Annotated in this window: 18 protein-coding genes; 13 read left to right on the forward strand and 5 right to left on the reverse strand. The window is 64.2% G+C overall.

What is annotated here, in order from left to right:
* Positions 1-206 precede the first annotated feature (206 nt).
* The 12 genes from OS914_RS16370 to OS914_RS16425 all read left to right on the forward strand — a co-directional run bounded on the left by OS914_RS16370 (position 207) and on the right by OS914_RS16425 (position 13288).
* Positions 207-713: an SRPBCC family protein gene (locus tag OS914_RS16370; RefSeq protein ID WP_267547124.1), complete on the forward strand. Its 507-nt coding sequence runs from the start codon at positions 207-209 to the stop codon at positions 711-713.
* Positions 714-1680: 967 nt separating this feature from the next.
* Positions 1681-2667: a hypothetical protein gene (locus tag OS914_RS16375; RefSeq protein ID WP_267547125.1), complete on the forward strand. Its 987-nt coding sequence runs from the start codon at positions 1681-1683 to the stop codon at positions 2665-2667.
* Positions 2660-3658: an HAD-IIA family hydrolase gene (locus OS914_RS16380; RefSeq protein WP_267547126.1), complete on the forward strand. Its 999-nt coding sequence runs from the start codon at positions 2660-2662 to the stop codon at positions 3656-3658. Before OS914_RS16375 ends, OS914_RS16380 begins: the two co-directional genes overlap by 8 nt.
* Positions 3659-3663: 5 nt before the next feature.
* The gene (locus tag OS914_RS16385) at positions 3664-3900 is read left to right on the forward strand and encodes a hypothetical protein (protein ID WP_267547127.1); all 237 of its coding nucleotides are present in this window, start codon (positions 3664-3666) and stop codon (positions 3898-3900) included.
* A gap of 2 nt (positions 3901-3902) precedes the next feature.
* Complete coding sequence (locus OS914_RS16390; RefSeq protein ID WP_267547158.1) at positions 3903-4724, forward strand: TlyA family RNA methyltransferase; 822 nt, start codon at positions 3903-3905, stop codon at positions 4722-4724.
* A gap of 17 nt (positions 4725-4741) precedes the next feature.
* The gene (locus OS914_RS16395) at positions 4742-5845 is read left to right on the forward strand and encodes an NAD kinase (RefSeq protein WP_267547128.1); all 1104 of its coding nucleotides are present in this window, start codon (positions 4742-4744) and stop codon (positions 5843-5845) included.
* 6 nt (positions 5846-5851) lie between these two features.
* The gene (recN, locus tag OS914_RS16400; RefSeq protein WP_267547129.1) at positions 5852-7660 is read left to right on the forward strand and encodes a DNA repair protein RecN; all 1809 of its coding nucleotides are present in this window, start codon (positions 5852-5854) and stop codon (positions 7658-7660) included.
* 80 nt (positions 7661-7740) lie between these two features.
* Positions 7741-9309 (forward strand): SDR family oxidoreductase, encoded by a 1569-nt coding sequence (locus OS914_RS16405; protein ID WP_267547130.1) that lies wholly within the window; start codon positions 7741-7743, stop codon positions 9307-9309.
* The gene (locus OS914_RS16410; RefSeq protein WP_267547131.1) at positions 9303-11009 is read left to right on the forward strand and encodes a CTP synthase; all 1707 of its coding nucleotides are present in this window, start codon (positions 9303-9305) and stop codon (positions 11007-11009) included. Before OS914_RS16405 ends, OS914_RS16410 begins: the two co-directional genes overlap by 7 nt.
* Before the next feature lie 2 nt (positions 11010-11011).
* A complete protein-coding gene (locus tag OS914_RS16415) occupies positions 11012-11692 on the forward strand; it encodes an NUDIX domain-containing protein (RefSeq protein ID WP_267547132.1) in 681 nt (226 codons plus the stop codon).
* Complete coding sequence (gene xerD / locus OS914_RS16420; RefSeq protein WP_267547133.1) at positions 11655-12668, forward strand: site-specific tyrosine recombinase XerD; 1014 nt, start codon at positions 11655-11657, stop codon at positions 12666-12668. Before OS914_RS16415 ends, xerD begins: the two co-directional genes overlap by 38 nt.
* A 113-nt stretch (positions 12669-12781) precedes the next feature.
* Positions 12782-13288 (forward strand): 8-oxo-dGTP diphosphatase, encoded by a 507-nt coding sequence (locus tag OS914_RS16425; RefSeq protein WP_267547134.1) that lies wholly within the window; start codon positions 12782-12784, stop codon positions 13286-13288.
* A 111-nt stretch (positions 13289-13399) separates the two neighbouring features.
* On the opposite strand, the gene OS914_RS16430 is transcribed toward OS914_RS16425, so the two are convergent.
* Genes OS914_RS16430 through OS914_RS16450 form a run of 5 tightly spaced genes read right to left on the reverse strand, consistent with a single transcriptional unit; the run spans position 13400 to position 18107 of the window.
* Entirely contained in the window at positions 13400-13732 is a 333-nt protein-coding gene (locus OS914_RS16430) for a cupin domain-containing protein (protein ID WP_267547135.1), read from the reverse strand.
* Positions 13733-13790: 58 nt separating this feature from the next.
* Complete coding sequence (locus OS914_RS16435) at positions 13791-14936, reverse strand: bifunctional 2-methylcitrate synthase/citrate synthase (RefSeq protein WP_267547136.1); 1146 nt, start codon at positions 14934-14936, stop codon at positions 13791-13793.
* Positions 14933-15850 (reverse strand): methylisocitrate lyase, encoded by a 918-nt coding sequence (gene prpB, locus OS914_RS16440; RefSeq protein ID WP_267547137.1) that lies wholly within the window; start codon positions 15848-15850, stop codon positions 14933-14935. Before prpB ends, OS914_RS16435 begins: the two co-directional genes overlap by 4 nt.
* Entirely contained in the window at positions 15850-17397 is a 1548-nt protein-coding gene (locus tag OS914_RS16445; protein ID WP_267547138.1) for an MmgE/PrpD family protein, read from the reverse strand. Before OS914_RS16445 ends, prpB begins: the two co-directional genes overlap by 1 nt.
* Positions 17398-17438: 41 nt before the next feature.
* A complete protein-coding gene (locus OS914_RS16450; protein ID WP_267547139.1) occupies positions 17439-18107 on the reverse strand; it encodes a GntR family transcriptional regulator in 669 nt (222 codons plus the stop codon).
* Between the two features lie 240 nt (positions 18108-18347).
* On the opposite strand from OS914_RS16450, the gene OS914_RS16455 reads away from it, so the two are divergent.
* Complete coding sequence (locus OS914_RS16455) at positions 18348-20252, forward strand: AMP-binding protein (protein ID WP_267547140.1); 1905 nt, start codon at positions 18348-18350, stop codon at positions 20250-20252.
* Positions 20253-20254 lie beyond the last annotated feature (2 nt).

The following is a 20254-nucleotide window of genomic DNA, read 5'->3' on the forward strand; positions in this document are numbered from 1 at the left end:
GGTACTGCACTCGTGAGGGTGTGGGAGAGTAGGACACCGCCGGACAACCATTAAAAAAAGGACTAGGCCCCGCACACCGTGCGGGGCCTGACCCCTTTAACACCCCCAACACCACAACCCCCGGGCGCGCTGAATCGTTGAACACCAGAGGCAGTCGCGGGAACCCCTGGACCGATCCGGGAAACGCCGGCGGATAGGCTTAACCCATGTCAGATCTCTTTTCCCATCCCGCGCCGGGCACCAACCCCCAGTCTTCCACTCTGCCCAATGCCTCCTGTGAGGTGACCGTCCCGGTTGGCCCGAGCGACGCCTTTGAAGGATTCATTGACAGCATTCATCTGTGGTGGCCAGTGGACGATTGCAGTTCATTCGGTGCAGAAACCCACGTCGGCTTCGACAACGGGGAGCTCCTGGAGGAATCCGTTAAAGGAGAGAAATGTCTCTGGGCCCGCGTCAGCGAATGGATTCCGCCGTCGTCTATCGAACTTGCGTGGCTTTTGGATCTCGGTCCGCTAAGCGTTGGTCGGATTGTTTGCAGGTTCGCGCCGCTTCCTGACGGAACGACTGTCGTCAGCCTTAGCCAGCGGGCAGAAGAGCCGCGCAGCGATGCCGGCGACGGGGTTTCCAACGCCAGAAGCGGTGATTCAGCGCTGTCGAAACAGCTCCTGCAGCGGTACGCCCGCTTCATGGGCGCCCAGCCGGACCTCGACTAGAATAGGCTGTAGGGTCACCGGACCCGGAGAATTTTTACGCATCTAGTAGATCAATAGTGAAGAGCGGCTGTTACTGTGCCAGTTGGTCAGCTCATGAGTAGAGGAGTCCGGCATGGCTGAATTTAACGGCGGCAATCGAGGCGGCAAGTCATCTGATGGCCGTCCCGGCGACGGGAACCGCGGCAAAGACGCCAGGGAATATCCCCATCGTGGCGATGGGCATCAACGGCACGACGGCGGCGACAAGCCGCGCGGGGCCGCACCGTTCAGGGGAACCGGCAACTCCGGAGGGGAGCCGCGCGGCTTCCGCTCCAGGGAAAATGGCGCCCCGCAATCTCGTCCGTCCTCGGATCGCCCGTCGCGTGAGGGGGAGCGTAAGTCCTTTGGTGATCGTGCCCCGCGCAGTGACCGCCCGTCGGGTGAGCGGACCTTTGGTGATCGTGCCCCGCGCAGTGACCGCCCGTCGGGTGAGCGGACCTTTGGTGATCGTGCCCCGCGCAGCGATCGCCCGTCCGGTGAGCGGGCCTATGGTGATCGTGCCCCGCGTGAGGGGGAGCGTAAGTCCTTTGGTGATCGTGCCCCGCGCAGTGACCGCCCGTCGGGTGAGCGGACCTTTGGTGATCGTGCCCAGCGCAGCGATCGCCCGTCGGGTGAGCGGTCCTTTGGTGACCGTGACCGTGCCCCGCGTAGTGACCGCCCGTCGGGTGAGCGGTCCTTTGGTGACCGTGACCGTGCCCCGCGTAGTGACCGCCCGTCGGGTGAGCGGTCCTATAGCGATCGGTCGGCGCCGCGTAAGGAGTGGCAGCCCCGCGGCGCCGGGGCCCCGCGTAGTGACCGCCCGTCGAGTGATCGGCCTTACGGCGACCGGAGTGCTCGTGTGGAACGGTCCGCGCCGAGCCATAATGCGCGCGATCTCAGAAGCGCCAATCGTCCCGATCGGGACCGTTCGCCGCAGATTGACGATGACGTGACTGGAACCGAGCTGGACAGAGTGACCCGTGCCCAGCTGCGGACGCTGGAGGAAAAGAGCGGCGAATGGGTGTCGCGGCATTTGGTGATGGCCGGCAGGTTGATGGACACCGATCCTGAACTGTCCTTCCAGCATGCTCTGGCCGCTAGTCGCCGCGGTGGCCGGCTAGCCGCGGTCCGGGAGGCGGTCGGGTTGACCGCCTATGCAGCCGGACATTACGGCGAGGCCTTGCGGGAATTCCGCACTTACCGACGTATCAGCGGATCCAATGAGCATCTCCCGGTGATGGCCGACTGCGAACGCGGCATGGGCAGGCCCGACAGGGCCTTGGACCTGATCCGGTCTGAGGACGCGCAGACCCTCGACACGGCAGGCAAGGTGGAGCTGGCCATTGTGGCTTCCGGTGCGCGAGCGGATCTGGGGGAGCGGGAGGCCGCCGTGGCGGCGTTGGAGATTCCGCAGTTGGATATGAACCGCGCGTTTTCCTTCAGCCCTCGATTATTCCGCGCCTACGCGGACGCGCTGGATGCAGTCGGTCGCAGCTCTGAGGCGGCTACCTGGCTGGGTCAGGCCGTTAAGGCCGAATCTGCGCTGGGGATAGACGACGACGCTGATCCGTTCATTGTCGACCTCGCCGAGGAGGACGAGGAGGAAGACCGCAAGCCGCGAAAGAAGCAGGACACCTCGATGTTCAATGCCGACGGCGAAGCGATCGTGCCCGAGCCGAAGGCGCCAGTCAAGCGCACACCAGCAATGCCCGTCGAAATCGACGACGCCGAATCGGACTACTTCGATTCCGATGACGCCGAGTCGGACGAGTTCAGCGCCGATGACGCCGAAGCGGATGACGCCGACGCTACCGAGGCCGATTCTGCAGACGGCGCCGACAGTGAAAGCGCCGACGGGAATGGCGAACTGGATGCGGGCAAGATCGCTTCCGGGGGCGGCGCAGCCACCGGCGAAGGAGCTCAGCTGGATGGCTGAGCAGGCTCTGATTGCACAGTTTGATGCGGTGTTGGCAGACCTGGACGGTGTGGTCTATCTGGGGCCACATGCGATCCCGGGAGCTACTGATGCCCTGAAGCGGTTGGCAGACTTCGGCGTGGGGTTGGCCTATGTGACGAATAACGCGTCCCGTTCGCCCGCCGCCGTCGCCGCACACTTGCGTGAGCTGGGTGCGCCGGCGGAGGATCATCAGGTCGTCAGCTCGGCTCAGGCGGGGGCGGCCCTGCTGGCGGAGAAGTTTCCGCCCGGTTCCAAGGTGCTGGTCACCGGAAGCGAGGCGTTAGCCCGTGAGGTGGAGCTGGTGGGCATGAGGACGGTGCGTTCGGCGCGGGAGGGTGCCGTCGTCGTCATTCAGGGCTTTGAACCGACCCTGAGCTGGAAAGAACTCGCAGAAGCCTCCTATGCCATCGCCGGAGGTGCTGCCTGGGTGGCCACCAACACCGATATGACCATCCCGCAGGCGGGCGGCATCGCGCCCGGGAACGGCACCCTGGTAGCCGCAGTCCAGGCTGCCACAGGCAAGGATCCGCTGGTGGCAGGAAAGCCGGAGGCGGTGCTCTTCCACAAGGCGGCGGACAGAGTCGGATCCACACATCCGTTGGTGGTCGGCGATCGGCTGGATACTGACATTCTGGGCGGCAACAACGCAGCCATGGCGACGGCCGTCGTTTTGACCGGCGTTGACACGTTTACGACGATTCTTGCTGCGCGGACTGTCGAGCGCCCACGCTTTCTGCTGGCCACCCTGGCAGAGCTTTTCGAACCATATCCGCAAATCCGGCGCGAGGGTGAAGCCTTCCGCTGCGGTCAGGCAACGGCATCGGCTGCAGACGGTACGGTGACAATATGGGGCGCGCAGGAGGATGCCGACAGCTGGCGTTGTGCCTGCGCCGCGTGGTGGAATGCCGAGCCGCACGCCACGGCAGCCAAGTCTCCCGAGCTGCGCTGGCATAGCGGATCAAAAGGCTAAAGACAGTGGCTGAAATTCATGCCGATTCCAACGCTCAGCGGCCCTGGCCGGAAAGTGTCACGCGCACAGCTGACCCGGATGTCGACGCGGTTATTTCCCGGCTGGCGGGGCTGGCCCGGATGCCGACGTCGGAACACATCGCGGTTTACGATGCCATCCACGAGCAACTCAGGCAGGAACTTGATGCCGAGCCCGACGGCGGCGCGGGACCTCGAAGTGGCGTTGGGGAAGGCGGCGATTGACCGTGGCACGGCTGGACCAGGAGCTGGTGCGCCGCGGGCTGGCGCGGTCGCGGACGCAGGCGGCGGCACTGATCGCTGCCGGCCTGGTCAGTTCCGGCGGCGCTGCGTTGGTCAAAGCTGCTGCCCGGATTTCGCCGGATCGGGACCTGGTTGTGGAAGAAAGCGAAGGTCCTGAGTACGTCTCACGGGCAGGCCATAAACTGGCTGGCGCCATGGCGGCGTTCCCCAGCATCACTGCGGCGGGAAAGAGATGCCTGGACGCTGGCGCTTCGACCGGTGGCTTTACCGACGTGCTGTTGCGCCGTGGAGCAGCACTGGTCGTGGCGGTGGACGTGGGGCACGATCAATTGGTGCCCGCGCTGCGGGAGCACCCGAGGGTGCAGGTGCATGAGGGCCTGAATATCCGCTATCTCCGGGCGTCCGACGTTGGTGGCCCGGTGGAACTGATTGTCTGTGACCTATCCTTTATTTCGCTCACGCTCGTCATGGTTCCACTTGCCCTGGCTGCTGCGGAAGGTGCTGATCTGCTGCTGATGGTCAAGCCGCAGTTTGAGGTGGGCCGGGAACGGTTGAGCCGGACCGGCGTTGTGGGGTCCGAGCAGGAACGACGGCGCGCCGTAGGCCAGGTTGCCGCAGCTGCGGCCGCCGCCGGGCTTGAGCTGCACGGTTTGGCAGTCAGCCCGCTCCCCGGGCAGGATGGCAATGTGGAATATTTCCTGTGGGCTGTCCGCGCAGGTGCCATGACCGTGCCTAAGATCGAGGAGCAGCAGGCGAGCGTTCAGCGACTGCTGGCGGACGTCTGGCCTACCACCACGAACAGCTGACCGGAAAGCGAAGCCATATGAGCAGGCGAGTGTTGATTCTGGCCCACACCGGGCGGGAGGAAGCGATGGCCGCTGCCCTTGAGGTCTGTCTCCAGTTGCAGGCATCCGGGCTGATTCCGGTGATGTCCCAGAACGAAATTGCGGACATGTCATCACATTTGGGCCTGATCGACGTGCCGATTGAAATCCTCGACGTCGACGTCGCGCTGGCCGGGATTGAGCTCGTAATGGTCCTGGGCGGGGACGGCACTATTCTCCGGGCTGCTGAGGAGGTCCGCGGGCAGGATTTGCCGCTGCTGGGCGTGAATCTGGGGCACGTGGGGTTTTTGGCGGAGAGCGAGCGTGCGGATCTGGCCCAGACCGTGGAGTGGGTGGTGCAGCGCAAATATGTGGTCGAAGAGCGGATGACGATCGACGTCACCGTCTGGGCCCAGGGCCAAAAGATTCTGCATACGTGGGCGTTGAACGAAGTGGCCATTGAAAAGGGCAACCGCGAACGAATGATCGAGGTTGTGACCGAAGTGGACGGCCGCCCCTTGAGTTCCTTTGGCTGCGACGGCGTGGTCATGGCCACCCCGACGGGGTCCACGGCCTACGCCTTTTCCGCAGGTGGTCCCGTCGTCTGGCCGGAGGTCGAAGCCCTTTTGATGGTCCCGATCAGCGCCCATGCGCTGTTCGCCAAGCCTTTGGTGGTCTCACCGAAGTCGAAGCTCGCCGTGGAGGTCCTGACCCGTACCGAAGCGCACGGGGTGATGTGGTGCGACGGCCGGCGGACCATCGACCTCCCGCCCGGATCGCGGATTGAAGTGACCCGCTCGGCGAACCCCGTGCGGCTTGCCCGGATCTACCAGACGCCCTTCTCAGCGCGCTTAGTGCGCAAATTTGAACTCCCGATCGAAGGCTGGCGGGGCCGTCCCGGCGAAGAAGCGGCCGCGCGCACCTCGCAGATGCCGATCGTCAGCAGCCCGAAACCGAGGGCACCGGTCCGCACGCCGCTGCGCCATCCCGGTTCTGCGGGCAGTCAGCCGGAAACCGGCCGGCCGTGGAATCACGAGCGCGGTGCCGGCGACCGCACCGCGGCGCCCGGACAGGCTGAAGGAGCTCCAACGCACCATGAGTGAAGCCATATGATCGAGGAAATCCGCATTCGGGACCTGGGCGTCATTGCCGAAGCGACGCTTCCGCTGGGCCCGGGCCTGAGCGTTGTCAGCGGCGAGACCGGCGCGGGCAAAACCATGGTGGTCACCGCCGTCGGCCTGTTGTTGGGTGCGCGTTCGGACGCCGGCGCCGTACGTACCGGCGCGAAGTCAGCCTCGGCGGAGGCATCCGTACGGCTTCCCCGCGGACACCGGGCTCTGCTGCGCGCGCTGGAAGCCGGTGCAGACCTGGATGAGTTCGACGGCGGTTCTGCCAGCGGTGGCGGCTCCGGCAGTGACGGCGATTTCGACGGTGGCGGCTCGGCCAGCGGCGTTCCCGCTACCAATGACGGACGGACCTTCGCCGGCCTGGTGCTGGCCCGAACCGTCGGCGCGGACGGCCGTAGCCGCGCACATGTGGGAGGCCGGCTGGCGCCCGTGGGCGTGCTCTCCGAGCTGGGTGAACAGCTGGTAGCAGTGCATGGTCAGTCGGACCAGATTCGGCTGAAGGGCAGTACCGCGCAACGCGATGCCCTGGACAGGTTTGCCGGGGATTTCCAAAAGACTTTTGCCGCCGGGCTGGAGCAGTACCGGACTCTGTTCCGCCGTTGGCAGCAGGCTGAGTCGGAGCTCGAGGAGCTGCGGCACAACGGCAGGGAGCGGCTCCGGGAAGCCGAGACCCTGCGGCTGGCCCTGGCGGAGATTGACGAGGTGGACCCGCAGGCGGGCGAGGATGACGTGCTGAAGGCGGAGTCCATCAAGCTGGCCAATCTGGAGGAACTGCGCCTGGCCTCGCAGCAGGCACGCGAGGCCCTGATCACGGAGGATTTCGGCGCCGGCGCGGACGCCACCACCCTGGTTGATACGGCCAAACGATTGTTGGAAGGTGTCGCGGACCATGACGAGGAACTTCGAGCTGCCGCCGCACGGCTGACCGAAGCCGGCATCATTCTGGCGGACATTGCCCGTGACCTGGCGGGCTACTCAACGTCCTTGGACTCAGACGGCCCAGGCAGGCTCGCCGAGGTAGAAGACCGCAGGGGCGCCCTTGTCGTGCTGGTGCGCAAGTACGCCCCCTCCGTGGATGGTGTCTTGTCCTGGGCCGAAGAATCACGCGTCCGATTGGACGAGCTGCAGGATGATTCCGGCCGGATCGAGGCACTGGAGAAGGAGGTGGCAGCGGCCGCGGTGGAACTGGTGGATCTTTCCGCACGGCTCACCGCATCGCGGACCAAGGCCGCTGCTGAGCTGTCCCGACGGGTCAGCGCCGAACTGACGGCCCTTGCCATGCCCGATGCGAAACTCGTGATCGATATTTCCGCTGCGTCCGCGCCGGGAATCAACGGCGCGGACGAGATCGTCTTCCTGCTGCAGCCCCATACCGGTGCAGCTCCCCGGCCATTGGGCAAGGGCGCCTCCGGCGGTGAGCTCTCCCGGGTGATGCTGGCCATCGAGGTCGTGCTCGCGGCGGTGGATCCGGTACCCACCTTTGTTTTCGATGAGGTCGATGCCGGCGTGGGCGGCAAGGCTGCCGTGGAGATCGGCCGCCGGCTGGCCATGCTGGCCAAGCATGTGCAGGTCCTGGTGGTCACACACCTGCCGCAGGTAGCTGCCTTCGCGGACCAGCATATCCGCGTCACTAAGACCTCCGACGGCGGTTTCACATCCTCCGACGTGACACTGCTCGACGACGCCGGCCGGGTCCGCGAGCTGGCGCGGATGCTGGCGGGGCAGGAAGATTCCGCCACGGCCCAGGCCCATGCCCGCGAACTGCTGGACGAGGCGCGCAGCGGCCGCTAGCGCCCGTGGTCGATGGAGGCGGCTTGCGTTCCCGGTGCGGAAACTTCCATCGTGTCGGTGGGCGGTCGTAGGATCAAGGCATGACGGATTCCACGAAGGACAAACTGGTTCTGGTCACCGGAGCTACCGGCTATGTCGGTGGCAGGTTGGTGCCCAGGCTGCTCGCCGAGGGATACAAGGTGCGGGTTCTGGTGCGCTCGCCGCAAAAGCTGGAATCGGTTCCGTGGAGCGGGGACGTGGAAATTGTCCAGGGGGACCTGACGTCGGAGGAGGACACGACTGCCGCCTGCGGGGGCGTCCATACGTTGTTCTACCTTGTTCATGCAATGGGCTCGGGACCCGATTTTGCAGTGCAGGAATTGCAGACAGCGCGCACGGTGGCTGCCGCTGCCCAAACGGCTGGCGTTGACCGGATTGTTTACCTCGGCGGCCTGCACCCCGAGACCGGGGAATTGTCCCCGCATATGCGATCCCGCAGCGAGGTCGGCAGAACACTGCTCGCCGGCGCGGTGCCCGCAGTGGTGTTCCAGGCAGGCGTGGTGATCGGATCGGGTTCGGCCTCTTTTGAAATGATCCGTCACCTCACGGACAACCTCCCTGCAATGCCATCGCCGAGCTGGGTGCAGAACCGGATTGAGCCGATTGCGATCCGGGACGTCCTGCATTACCTGGTTGCCGCGCCGGGCATGCCCTCCGGGATCAACCGGACGTTTGATATTGGCTCCCGGGAAGTGCTGACGTATGGAGCCCTGATGTATGGCTATGCTCATGAGGCGAAGCTGAGCCGGCGGTACATCTATGCGCTGCCGCTGCCAGCGCCCATGCTCGCCGGCTGGTGGGTGGCGCTGGTCACTCCCATTCCCCATTTCATGGCGGTTCCGCTGGTCGGATCCCTGCAGCACGAGGCCATTGCCCAGGAGCATGACATCGATGCATTCATCCCGTTGCCGCCGGAGGGTCTCACGCGCTACCGCAAGGCCGTGGAGCTGGCCCTGGGCAAACTGGCCAGTGACGAGGTCGTAACGAGTTGGGCTGGTGCCACCAACAGTCCGCCTTCTGATCCGTTGCCCAGCGACCCCGAGTGGGCAGGCCGGACCTTCTTCGTCGATCGGCGGGAGAAATCGACGGCGGTGGCACCAGAGTACGTTTGGCGAGTCATCGAGGGCATCGGCGGGCAGAACGGCTGGTACTCACTCCCGGCGGCTTGGTCAATCCGGGGTGTGTGGGACAAACTGGTCGGCGGGGCCGGGCTTAACCGCGGGCGCCGGAACGCGCAGAGGCTTTTTGTCGGCGACGCTGTGGACTGGTGGCGGGTAGAGAAGATCGAGGACGGAAGGCTGCTGCTGCTGCACGCGGAAATGCGGGTCCCCGGCGAGGCGTGGCTCGAATTTACCGCGGAACCCGACGGTGCCGGGACTGTTTACCGGCAGCGGGCCATATACTTTCCGGCCGGACTGGCCGGAAAACTGTACTGGTGGGCAATTTTGCCGTTCCACGGTTTAATTTTTCCCTCGATGGCCAAGAACATCATTGGCCGGGCCGCCGATCTGGAACGGGAGGAGAAGCAGGCAGGACTTGAACCGGGGCGCGGCCCCGGCGAGGGGAGAAGCGCGGACGGTGCGGCCGCAGCCGGCAGCCAAAGATGCTAGGCTCGAATCCCGTGGTGCATCGATCAAATTCCCGGTCCAGTGGTCAGTCCAAGACGACCAAACATATCTTCGTCACCGGTGGCGTGGCGTCTTCCCTGGGTAAGGGACTCTCGGCCTCCAGCCTCGGTCATCTGCTGAGGGCCCGCGGGCTTTCCGTCACGATGCAGAAACTCGATCCCTATCTCAACGTGGATCCCGGGACCATGAATCCCTTCCAACACGGCGAGGTTTTCGTCACCGATGACGGTGCAGAAACGGACCTCGACATCGGTCACTACGAGCGCTTCCTGGACGAAAGCCTTGAAGGTTCGGCTAACGTGACCACCGGGCAGATCTACTCGACGGTGATCGCCAAGGAGCGTCGCGGCGAGTACCTGGGGGACACCGTCCAGGTCATCCCGCATATCACCGATGAGATTAAGCGCCGGATGCGGCTGGCCGCGGACGGCACGAACGCACCGGATGTGATCATCACCGAAATCGGCGGCACGGTCGGGGATATCGAATCCCAGCCATTCCTCGAATCGGCCCGCCAGGTCCGTCAGGACGTCGGCCGCAATAACGTGTTCTTCCTGCATGTTTCGCTGGTGCCGTACATTGGTCCGTCGCAGGAGCTCAAGACCAAACCCACGCAGCATTCCGTGGCCGCGCTGCGTTCCCTGGGAATTCAGCCGGATGCAATCATTTTGCGTTCGGACCGCGAGCTGCCCGATTCCATGCGGGAGAAGATCGGCCGCGCCTGCGACGTTGACGTCGACGCCGTCATCGGCTGTCCCGATGCTCCCAGCATTTACGACATTCCGAAGACCCTGCACTCGCAGGGCCTGGATTCCTACATTGTCCGGGCGCTGGACCTGCCGTTCAAGGACGTGGACTGGACCAAATGGGATGCGCTGCTGGAAGCCGTCCACAATCCGGCCCACGACGTCGAAATTGCCTTGGTGGGTAAGTACATCGACCTGCCCGACGCCTACCTTTCGGTCACGGAGGCACTACGCGCCGGTGGCTTTGCCAACCAGACGCGGGTGAAAATCCGCTGGGTCCCCTCGGATATTTGTGCCACTCCAGCGGGCGCGGCGAAGGCGCTCGACGGCGTCGACGCCATCTGTGTGCCGGGCGGTTTTGGAATCCGGGGACTGGAAGGGAAGCTGGGTGCGCTGACCTTTGCGCGCGAAACCCAGCTGCCTTCCTTGGGCCTCTGTCTGGGCCTGCAGTGCATGGTGATCGAATACGCCCGCAATGTGGTGGGGCTGGACGGCGCGTCATCGAGCGAATTCGAGCCGGACTCCGCCTATCCGGTGATCGCGACCATGGAAGAGCAGCTGGACATCGTGGAAGGCCGGGGCGACCTGGGCGGAACCATGCGCCTGGGCCTATATGAGGCCAGGCTGGACGCGGGCTCAGTCGTCGCGCAGACCTACGGCAAAACCACGGTCAGCGAACGGCACCGCCACCGTTACGAGGTGAACAACAAGTACCGCGACCAGATTGCGGCCAAGGGGCTGGTCTTCTCCGGCACGTCACCGGACGGCAAACTGGTGGAGTTTGTGGAACTTCCCAAGGACGTCCACCCTTACTACGTGGCCACGCAGGCCCACCCCGAACTGAGCTCGCGCCCCACGCGCCCGCATCCGCTGTTTGCCGGATTGGTGACCGCTGCACTGGAACGTCAGCGCTCCACGCGCCTGCTCGAGGTCTGAGCATGATGATAAATCCGGACGGTGCGCTGGGCCGCAGCGTGGACGACGGTGAAAGCCTCGCAGACTCGCTCAGCCCGCGTGAACTCGTGTCCTCCACAACGGTCTACCGGGGCCGGATCTGGGATGTCGTCAGCGATACTTTTGTTTTGCGGGACGCCGGGAAGCAGCTGACGCGGGATTACATTACCCATCCGGGAGCGGTGGCCGTGCTGGTGATGAATGCCGCCGGTGAGGTCTTGATGATCAGCCAGTACCGGCATCCGGTGGGGATGACGCTATGGGAGATCCCGGCCGGGCTCCTGGACGTCTCCGGCGAGGACTACGTTGAGGCCGCTGCCCGTGAGTTGGCCGAGGAAGCGGATCTGGTCGCCTCCCAGTGGCTGGTCCTGGCGGATGTTTTCAATTCGCCCGGATCCTCCAGCGAAGCGATCAGGATTTATTTGGCGCGGGGGCTTACCGAAGTGGATGCGGGGCTCCGGCACACCCGCACCGACGAGGAAGCGGAAATACGGTTCGCCTGGGTCTCTCTGGAGGACGCGGTCGCAGCGGTTCTGGACGGTTCCTTGCATAACCCCTCTGCCGTCGTCGGCATACTCGCCGCAGCGGCCGCACGCGCCAGCGGTTTCGCCACCCTGCGTCCGGCCGATGCTCCCTGGCCGGCCCATCCGGACCAGCGCCAATAACGTGGATCCCCTCCCGCCGGCGTTGGAGCGGGCCGTGACCGACTACCTGCAGCATGTGGGTGTTGAGCGAGGTCTGGCACCCAATACTCTCAGCGCCTACCGGCGGGATCTGGGACGGTATCAGCGGTTCCTGGCTAAATCCGGCGTGCAGGCACCGGGGGAGATCACGCGGCACCATGTCACGGGCTTCTCGCTGACCATTGCTGAGGGCACCGACGGGTCCGCAGCGCTAGGCGTCCGGTCCGCGGCGAGGACCATTGTGGCCGTGCGGGGTCTGCATAAATTCTGGGCGTTGGAAGGGATGACGGCGACAGATCCGGCCGCGGACGTGCACCCTCCCATGGCGGGACGACGCCTGCCCAAGGCCATCAGCGTAGCCGAGGTGACCCGATTGCTGGAGGCAGCCGGAGCGGACACTGCCACGGGATTGCGCGACCGCGCATTGCTCGAGTTCCTTTACTCCACCGGTTCCCGAATCAGCGAGGCCGTAGGGCTGGACGTGGACGACGTCGCGGTTGGTGCGGGCAGTGGCGTCCACGGCGCCTCGGGTTCGGCCGGTAGCCCTGCGGTGGTGCGGCTCTTTGGCAAGGGTTCCAAGGAACGCATGGTGCCGCTGGGCTCTTACGGGGCTCGGGCAGTACAGGCATATTTGGTGCGCGGCCGGCCCTTGCTGGCGGCCAAGGGCAAGGGCAGCCCCGCGCTATTCCTGAACGCCAGGGGCGGTCGAATCAGCCGGCAAAGTGCGTGGACCATTCTAAAGGTCGCGGCCGAGAAGGCAGAAATCAGTGCAGTCGTCTCACCGCACACGCTGCGGCATTCATTCGCCACGCATCTGCTGGAGGGGGGCGCCGATGTACGCGTCGTCCAGGAGTTGCTGGGCCACGCTTCGGTGACCACGACGCAGGTCTACACGCTGGTGACAGTGGAAACACTGCGGGAGGTCTACGCCGCCGCACACCCTCGCGCACTGGGGTAACCCTGGATCGGGCCGTGGTAGTACTTGTGAGGTACTGGGCCAGCCGCGGTAAAGCATCAAGGCTGACCGGCAGCCGGACTGATTCCTGGCCTGCAGCCACGTACGCTGGGACCATGACTGCTGCCGAGGTAACCCTGTGCTTCCTGCTCCGTGACGAGGATGGCCGGCAGGATGTGCTGCTGGGGCTGAAAAAGTCCGGCTTCGGCACCGGTAAGGTCGTGGGAATTGGCGGGCATCTGGAGCCGGGGGAGAGCGCCGCGCAGGCCATTTGCCGCGAGGTGGCCGAAGAAGTACATGTCCACGTCGAGGAATGCAGCCTGCTTGACGCCGGGACGGTTGACTTTGTTTTCCCCGCGAAACCTCAGTGGGACATGCACACTACGGTGTTTCTCAGCCGGCGATGGGAGGGCCAGCCCACCGAAAGCTCAGAGATTGCCCCGCAGTGGCATCCGGTCAGCACGCTGCCGCACGAACAAATGTGGGCGGACTCCCTCCGGTGGCTGCCACCCATGTTGGCCGGGGAACGGCTGGCGGTGCGGGTAGTGCTCAATGCGGACAACGAAACCGTGGCCAATTACACAGCTAAGCCCTTGCTCAAACCGGCCGTATCTGAAAAATGACGCGCAGCCACGCGCAGTCACGCTGAGTCACGCGCACTTACGCGCAGCCACGCGCACCGCGAACGTCATGCTCCCGCCGGCTGCCGTCATATTTCGGGACACGTGGCCGCGTCAGCGGCCCTTGGCCACCGTCAGCAGCACGGAGGCCGCTTCGATGGCACGCAGTGAATGCCGGGCCTCCGGCACGATCAGCAGGTCTCCCGGCGAGCCCTCCCACGACGTCTCGCCGGATGCCAGCTCAACACGTCCGCTGAGTACGTAAAGGGTGGCTTCGCCCGGATTCTCGTGCTCATCGAGTTGCTGCCCCGTATCCAAAGCGATCACCGTCTGGCGCAGAATATGCTCATGACCACCGTAGACCGTCTTGGCGCTCCGCCCGCTGGAGGAGGCTTGCGCCGTGGCAAGCTGTTCTCGGGCCAGAGCCTTGAGCGAAGATTTTTCCATTCTGTGCTCCAACTTCTCGTGGTTTTCAGGGGGACCGGCCTATTAGGGCACGGGTCTTTCAGGGCACCTGGCGTTCGTCCACGCCGTTGTACTCGCTCAACGGGCGGATCAGCGAATTCGCCTCGAGCTGCTCCATCACATGCGCGGTCCAGCCGGTGATGCGGCTGGCCACGAATAACGGGGTGAACATCTCGGTGTCGAATCCCATCAGGTGATACACCGGCCCGGTGGGGTAATCCAGGTTTGGCTTGATGTTCTTTGCCTGTGCCATGGCGGATTCCATGGTCGCGTACAGCTCACCCAAATCGGGCCGGTTGTAGTGTTCCACCATGATGTCCAGCGAGGCCTTCATGGTCGGCACCCGCGAGTCGCCGTTCTTGTAGACACGGTGCCCGAAGCCCATGATCTTCTTCTTGTTGGCCAGTGCATTGTCGAGCCATTTTTGCGTTGCTTCACCGACGTTCCCACCGGCTGGCAGGGACTTAGTGATCTCGTCAAAGGTGTGCATGACGGCCTCATTGGCTCCACCGTGCAACGGCCCCTTGAGCGCACCGATGGCCCCGGTCACGGCGGAATGCAGATCCGCCAGGGTCGAGGCGATCACCCGTGCGGTGAACGTGGACGCATTGAAGGAGTGCTCCGCATAGAGAATCATCGAGACGTTGAACGCCTCCACGACCTCGGGGGCGGCTTCCTGGCCGAAGGTCATGTAGAGAAAGTTGGCGGAGTAGCTCAGGTCTCCGCGGGCCGGCACCTCCGCAAGAGAGCGACGGCGGCGCTGGTCATAGGCGACGACGGCGGGCATGGCCGCGAGCAGGTCAACGCCCTTCTTCAGGTTTGCCTCATGGGAGTTGTCCGCCGCCAGGGGATGCGAAGCACCGAGAACGCTGGCCGCGGTCCGGCAGACGTCCATTGGGTGCGTCGTGGTGGGCAGCAGGTCAATGGCTTCCTTGACGATCCGCTCGAGCCCCCGACCGTCACGTTCGGCCTGCTCAAATCCGGCCAGCTGGTCCGGCGTTGGCAGTTCGCCGTACCACAGCAGGTAGGCGACCTGTTCAAAGCTGCATTTGGCTGCCAGCTCCTGGACAGGATAGCCGCGGTACAGCAGCGAGTTGGTCTCCGAATTGACCTTGGAGATTTTCGTGGTGTCCGCCACTACGCCAGCAAGACCCTTATGGATGGTGGTTTCAGATGTTGATGTCATTGCCGTCCTTTGTGCTTGCCGGGTATCTGGAAGTTGAAGACCGAGGTATCGAATTGATTGTAGGATTCATAATCCACCAATTCATACAAACGCGCACGAGTGAGCATCTGACTGACAGCGGATTCCTGCGTTCCGTTGGCCTTGATGGCATCCAGCGTCCGCTCCGCCGCCCCCATGGCGCTGCGCAGCAGGGTCACCGGGTAGATGACCATGTTCACCCCCACGGAGGCCAGCTGTGCCGCCGTGAACAGCTCACTCTTGCCGAATTCGGTCATGTTCGCCAGGATCGGCACATCCACCGCCGCCCTGATGGCAGCGAATTCCGTGAGATCTTTCATCGCTTCGGGGAAGATTGCGTCCGCGCCTGCGTCCACCAGAGCCCGTGCCCGGTCCTGTGCGGCCACCAGCCCGTCAGTTGCGCGGATGTCGGTGCGGGCCATGATCAGGAAGTTCGGATCCCGGCGGGCGTCGGCAGCGGCGCGGATCCGCTTGCAGGCCGTATCAAGGTCGACGACGTTCTTGCCGTCCAGATGACCGCACCTTTTGGGATTGAACTGGTCTTCGATGTGGCATCCGGCCAGACCGGCATTTTCCAGTTCCTGGATACTGCGGGCCACATTCATCGGTTCGCCGAAGCCGGTGTCGGCATCAACGATGGAGGGCAGGTCCGTCATCCGGGCAATCTGTCCGGCACGGCCAGCCACTTCGGTTAAGGTAGTGAGCCCGATGTCGGGCAGACCCAGATCGTTGGCGAGGACCGCGCCGGAGATATAGACGCCGTCGAAGCCCTTTTCCTGGATCAGCCGGGCGGAGAGCGGATTAAAAGCCCCTGGAAACTGCATCAGCGTGCCGGAGGCCAGACCGTCCCGGAGTGCAACGCGTTTTTGCTCGGGCGTCGTGACAGAATACAGCATTAGAAGAGTCCCTTCGGTGCGACCGCCAGATTGATGATGCCCTCTGCCGCCTGGATGTTCAGACCATCCAATTCCCCGGCAGCCAATTCGGGCAGCCGCTGGACGGTGTCCAGGAAACGGTTGATCTCCGCCTCGTCCACCAGCCGCCGGCCGTTGTCCCCGGCAGCCAGGGTGCGGAATTTGTTGATGTACTGCTCGCGGGCGAAGGGCCGGGCACCCAGCGGGTGAGCGTCGGCAACGGCGATCTGGTCCGTGATGGTCCGGCCATCCGTCAGCGTGATCTCCACGGAGCCGCCGAAGGCCTTTTCCTGCGGGTCCAGCGAGTGGTAGCGCCGGGTCCATTCGGGGTCCTCCGCCGTGCTGACCTTGTGCCACAATTCCACCGTATCGGCACGCCCCGCGCGCTCTGGGGCATAAGAGTTCACATGGTGCCAGGCACCGTCCTGCAAGGCAACAGTGAAAATGTACGGAATCGAATGGTCCAGCGTCTCACGGGACGCGGTGGGGTCATACTTCTGCGGATCGTTGGCCCCGGACCCGATCACAAAATGCGTGTGGTGGCTCGTGCGGATGACGATGCTTTGCACCAGATCGTTCACTGTGGCCGGATCCGCCAGCTCCGGGTACTGGCCGTGCAGCTTCCGCGCCAGGTCAATCAAGGCCTGGGCCTGGTATTCCGCGGAGTGTTCTTTGGTGTAGGTATCCAGGATGGCCAGTTTCGCTTCACCCTCGGCCGGCAGCGGGACCTGATAGGAACCGTCCGGGCCGTCCAGCAGCCAAGCGATAACGCCGTCTTCGCCCTCGTAAATCGGGGTGGGGGACGTCTGCCCGCGCATCGCGCGGTCCACCGCTTCAATCGCCATTTTTCCGGCAAACGCCGGTGCATAGGCCTTCCAGGTGGAGATTTCACCCTTGCGCGATTGGCGCGTCGCCGTCGTCGTGTGCAGTGCCTGGCCAACCGCCTGGAAGATCGTTTCCGCATCCAGACCGAGCAGTGTGCCGATACCTGCCGCCGCGGACGGCCCGAGATGGGCCACATGATCAATTTTGTGTTCATGCAGGCAGATGGATTTAACCAGGTCCACCTGAATCTCATAACCGGTGGCAATGCCCCGAATCAGATCCGCTCCGCTGCACCCGACGTGCTGGCCCACGGCCAGGATCGGCGGAATGTTGTCCCCGGGGTGGGAATACTCCGCAGCCAGGAACGTGTCGTGGTAGTCCAGCTCGCGCACGGCGACGCCGTTGGCCCAAGCCGCCCACTCGGGGGAAACGCGGTCCGTAATCCCGTAAACTGATGATCCTCTGCCGCCGGCGCTCGGCCCGTGCGCCAGCGCCTGCGCCCGGGCAGCCACAATAGGTGCACGATTCAGGGACGCCACTGCCACCGCGGCGTTGTCGATAATCCGGTTGATGACCATGTCGGTGACCGCGTCCGTGACAGCGACCGGATCCGCTGCCACCTTGGCGATCTTGTAAGCGAGTTGTTCTTCGCGGGGGAGGTTTTCCTCGCTCTTGTGGACGCGGACGTGATGAGTGAGCACCATGGTTTCCTCTCGGGTTTTGCCGGCTGCCGGCCGGCGGATGGTTACTGGGGGTGAGTGTTGATGGTCAGCGGGTGCTGGGGGTTAGTGGAGAGGAGATGGTCCAGGCTGTTGTCCAGATGGACCGTGGTGGCGGCACTGGCGACCCGGGCATTGCCCTTCGCGATTGCCCGGGCAATAGTGGCGTGTTCCTGGGCAGCGGCCAGCAGTCTGCCGGGGTTGTCCTGGGAGAGTCGACGGACCCGGACCAGATGCACCCGGAGACCTTTCAGTGCCTGCGCCAGGTAACTATTGCCGATGGCGGCATCAACGGCCGCATCGAGGCGGCTCACCAGCTCGTAGTACGCAGCGCGGGACGGATCGGGATCGTTGAGCAGCCCCGCCGCGCCGGTGAGTTCCGCGGACAACTGGCCAAACACTTCCCGGTCGCCTCGCTCGGAGGCGAGCTCGGCGGCGCGGCACTCCAGCGTTGCCCGGAGCTCAAACAGCTCACGAACCTGATGCAGGGAAATGTCCGTGACCACCACGCCGCGGCCGCGCTGTGCCGCCGTCAGGCCTTCCGCTGTAAGCCTGGCGAGCGCCTCCCGCAAGGGTGTGCGGGAAACGCCCAGCCGCTCGGACTGCTCCACCTCGGCCAGCACCGATCCGGGAGGCAGGCGCCAGTGAACGATGTCGGCACGCAAAGCCGCGTAGGCACGATCGCTGGCCCGCATGCTGCCTCCCTGCTTGGTTCTGCTCGGCCTACTTCGGATTGCCCCGGAGGCGAAATGCGAGAAATGCCGCCAGAACTCTTCACTCAGTGTATACAAAGACTGCGCGAAATCCATATAAATCTATGAAGTTAGCCGCATTTGTTGAGAAACTTTCTACCTATGTATACACGCCTCTTGTTTTATCACCTGAGTAGCAGTTAGTATGACTGACATCACAGCAGTGCCGATGGGAGAGTTGACATGTCAGAAGAGGACTACCGGGCGGTCTATCAGCGCAGTCTGCACGATCCGGAGGGATTCTGGCTGGAAGCTGCACGGGCAGTTGACTGGGATCAGGAGCCCTCGCGCGCCTTAGATGGTGCCTCCGCGCTGATCAGCAAATGGTTTCCCGACGCGAGGATCAATACCTCGTTTAATGCTCTGGACCGCCATGTGCTGGCCGGTCGCGGCGGGCAGGATGCACTGATCTATGACTCCGCGATGCTCGGGATCCAACGGCACTACAGCTACGCGGAGCTAACGGACCTGGTGGCGCGCTTTGCCTCAGTGCTGCGTTCGCACGGGGTCGACAAGGGGGACCGCGTTGTCATCTACATGCCAATGATTCCCGAAACCGTGATCGCCATGCTGGCCACCGCACGCCTGGGGGCGGTGCATTCGGTCGTCTTCGGCGGATTTGCCGCAGCCGAGCTGGCATCGCGCATCGCCGATGCCCAGCCGGCCGTTGTCGTGACAGCATCGGGCGGGCTGGAACCGAGCCGACGCATCGAGTACCTGCCCGCCGTGGCCGAGGCGCTGCGGCTGGCCGATGCCGGCAGTACGCCGGTTATCGTCAAGGTCCGGGACGGCTTTGAGGCCGCCGCGGGCGGCAGCGGTTCACCATACGAGAGCTGGCGCGACTGGGATACGGAGATGCTCGAAGCCGGGCCTGCGGATCCGGTCCCCGTGGCTGCGTCGGATCCACTGTACGTTCTTTACACCTCGGGAACCACCGGTGCGCCCAAGGGTGTGGTCCGGGACAACGGCGGACATGCCACGGCGCTGATGTGGACCATGACGAACCTTTACGACATCCATCCCGGCGACGTGATGTGGACCGCCTCGGACGTGGGCTGGGTGGTGGGGCACTCCTACATCGTCTACGGCCCCTTACTGGCGGGCGCCACCACCGTCCTCTATGAAGGAAAGCCGGTCGGAACGCCGGACGCCGGAGCCTTCTGGCGTGTGGTCAGCGACCACCGCGTCCGCGTGCTCTTCACAGCGCCCACGGCGCTACGGGCCATCCGCAAGGTTGATCCGGAGGCTGCCGAACTGGCTAAATACGATATGTCCTCGCTGACAACGCTTTTCGCGGCGGGGGAGCGTCTGGACTCGGACACTTATCACTGGGCCGGACGCGTACTCAACGTTCCCGTGGTGGATCACTGGTGGCAGACCGAGACGGGGTGGGCCATCTGCGGCAATCCGCGCGGGCTTGAGCCGTTGCCGATCAAGGCAGGGTCGCCGTCGTTCCCGATGCCGGGCTTTGACCTGCGCATCGTCGACGGACGAGGGGACCGGGTACCGACGGGAACGGAGGGGAACATTGTGCTCGGCCTGCCGTTGCCGCCGGGCACCCTGATGACCTTGTGGGGTAGCGATGAACGTTATATCTCCTCTTACCTGAACGCCTTCCCGGGCTACTACACGACCGGTGATTCCGGCTACGTGGACGAGGACGGCTACGTCTTTGTGATGGGCCGCACCGACGACGTGATCAATGTGGCCGGCCACCGGCTGTCAACCGGCGCCATCGAACAGGTTCTGGCGCAGCACCCCGCAGTGGCCGAATGCGCCGTCATCGGGCTGGCCGACGTGCTCAAAGGCCAGCGGGCCAGCGCCTACATTGTGCTGAAATCCGGCGTGCACATCACCGAAGAACAGCTGGTGAAGGAGCTGGTAACGATGGTCCGCGAACACATTGGCCCGGTGGCCGACTTCAAACAGGCGGTGGTCGTTGACTCGCTGCCCAAGACCCGGTCGGGGAAGATTCTGCGCAAGACAATGCGCCAGATTGCCGACGGCCACGAGTACACGGTTCCATCCACCATCGAGGATGCCAGCGTCATTGACTCGCTCTTGCCCATCCTGCGGATGCCACGGTGAGT

The sequence above is a fragment of the Arthrobacter endolithicus genome (assembly GCF_026627425.1).
GTDB lineage: Bacteria > Actinomycetota > Actinomycetes > Actinomycetales > Micrococcaceae > Arthrobacter_M.

Excerpts from the sequence above, each read along its gene's own strand:
- OS914_RS16370 (WP_267547124.1), top strand. The coding sequence starts at position 207 with ATGTCAGATCTCTTTTCCCATCCCGCGCCGGGCACCAACCCCCAGTCT.
- OS914_RS16380 (WP_267547126.1), top strand. The coding sequence starts at position 2,660 with ATGGCTGAGCAGGCTCTGATTGCACAGTTTGATGCGGTGTTGGCAGAC.
- OS914_RS16395 (WP_267547128.1), top strand. The coding sequence starts at position 4,742 with ATGAGCAGGCGAGTGTTGATTCTGGCCCACACCGGGCGGGAGGAAGCG.
- recN (WP_267547129.1), top strand. The coding sequence starts at position 5,852 with ATGATCGAGGAAATCCGCATTCGGGACCTGGGCGTCATTGCCGAAGCG.
- OS914_RS16405 (WP_267547130.1), top strand. The coding sequence starts at position 7,741 with ATGACGGATTCCACGAAGGACAAACTGGTTCTGGTCACCGGAGCTACC.
- OS914_RS16410 (WP_267547131.1), top strand. The coding sequence starts at position 9,303 with ATGCTAGGCTCGAATCCCGTGGTGCATCGATCAAATTCCCGGTCCAGT.
- OS914_RS16415 (WP_267547132.1), top strand. The coding sequence starts at position 11,012 with ATGATGATAAATCCGGACGGTGCGCTGGGCCGCAGCGTGGACGACGGT.
- xerD (WP_267547133.1), top strand. The coding sequence starts at position 11,655 with ATGCTCCCTGGCCGGCCCATCCGGACCAGCGCCAATAACGTGGATCCC.
- OS914_RS16425 (WP_267547134.1), top strand. The coding sequence starts at position 12,782 with ATGACTGCTGCCGAGGTAACCCTGTGCTTCCTGCTCCGTGACGAGGAT.
- OS914_RS16430 (WP_267547135.1), bottom strand. The coding sequence starts at position 13,732 with ATGGAAAAATCTTCGCTCAAGGCTCTGGCCCGAGAACAGCTTGCCACG.
- OS914_RS16435 (WP_267547136.1), bottom strand. The coding sequence starts at position 14,936 with ATGACATCAACATCTGAAACCACCATCCATAAGGGTCTTGCTGGCGTA.
- prpB (WP_267547137.1), bottom strand. The coding sequence starts at position 15,850 with ATGCTGTATTCTGTCACGACGCCCGAGCAAAAACGCGTTGCACTCCGG.
- OS914_RS16445 (WP_267547138.1), bottom strand. The coding sequence starts at position 17,397 with ATGGTGCTCACTCATCACGTCCGCGTCCACAAGAGCGAGGAAAACCTC.
- OS914_RS16450 (WP_267547139.1), bottom strand. The coding sequence starts at position 18,107 with ATGCGGGCCAGCGATCGTGCCTACGCGGCTTTGCGTGCCGACATCGTT.
- OS914_RS16455 (WP_267547140.1), top strand. The coding sequence starts at position 18,348 with ATGTCAGAAGAGGACTACCGGGCGGTCTATCAGCGCAGTCTGCACGAT.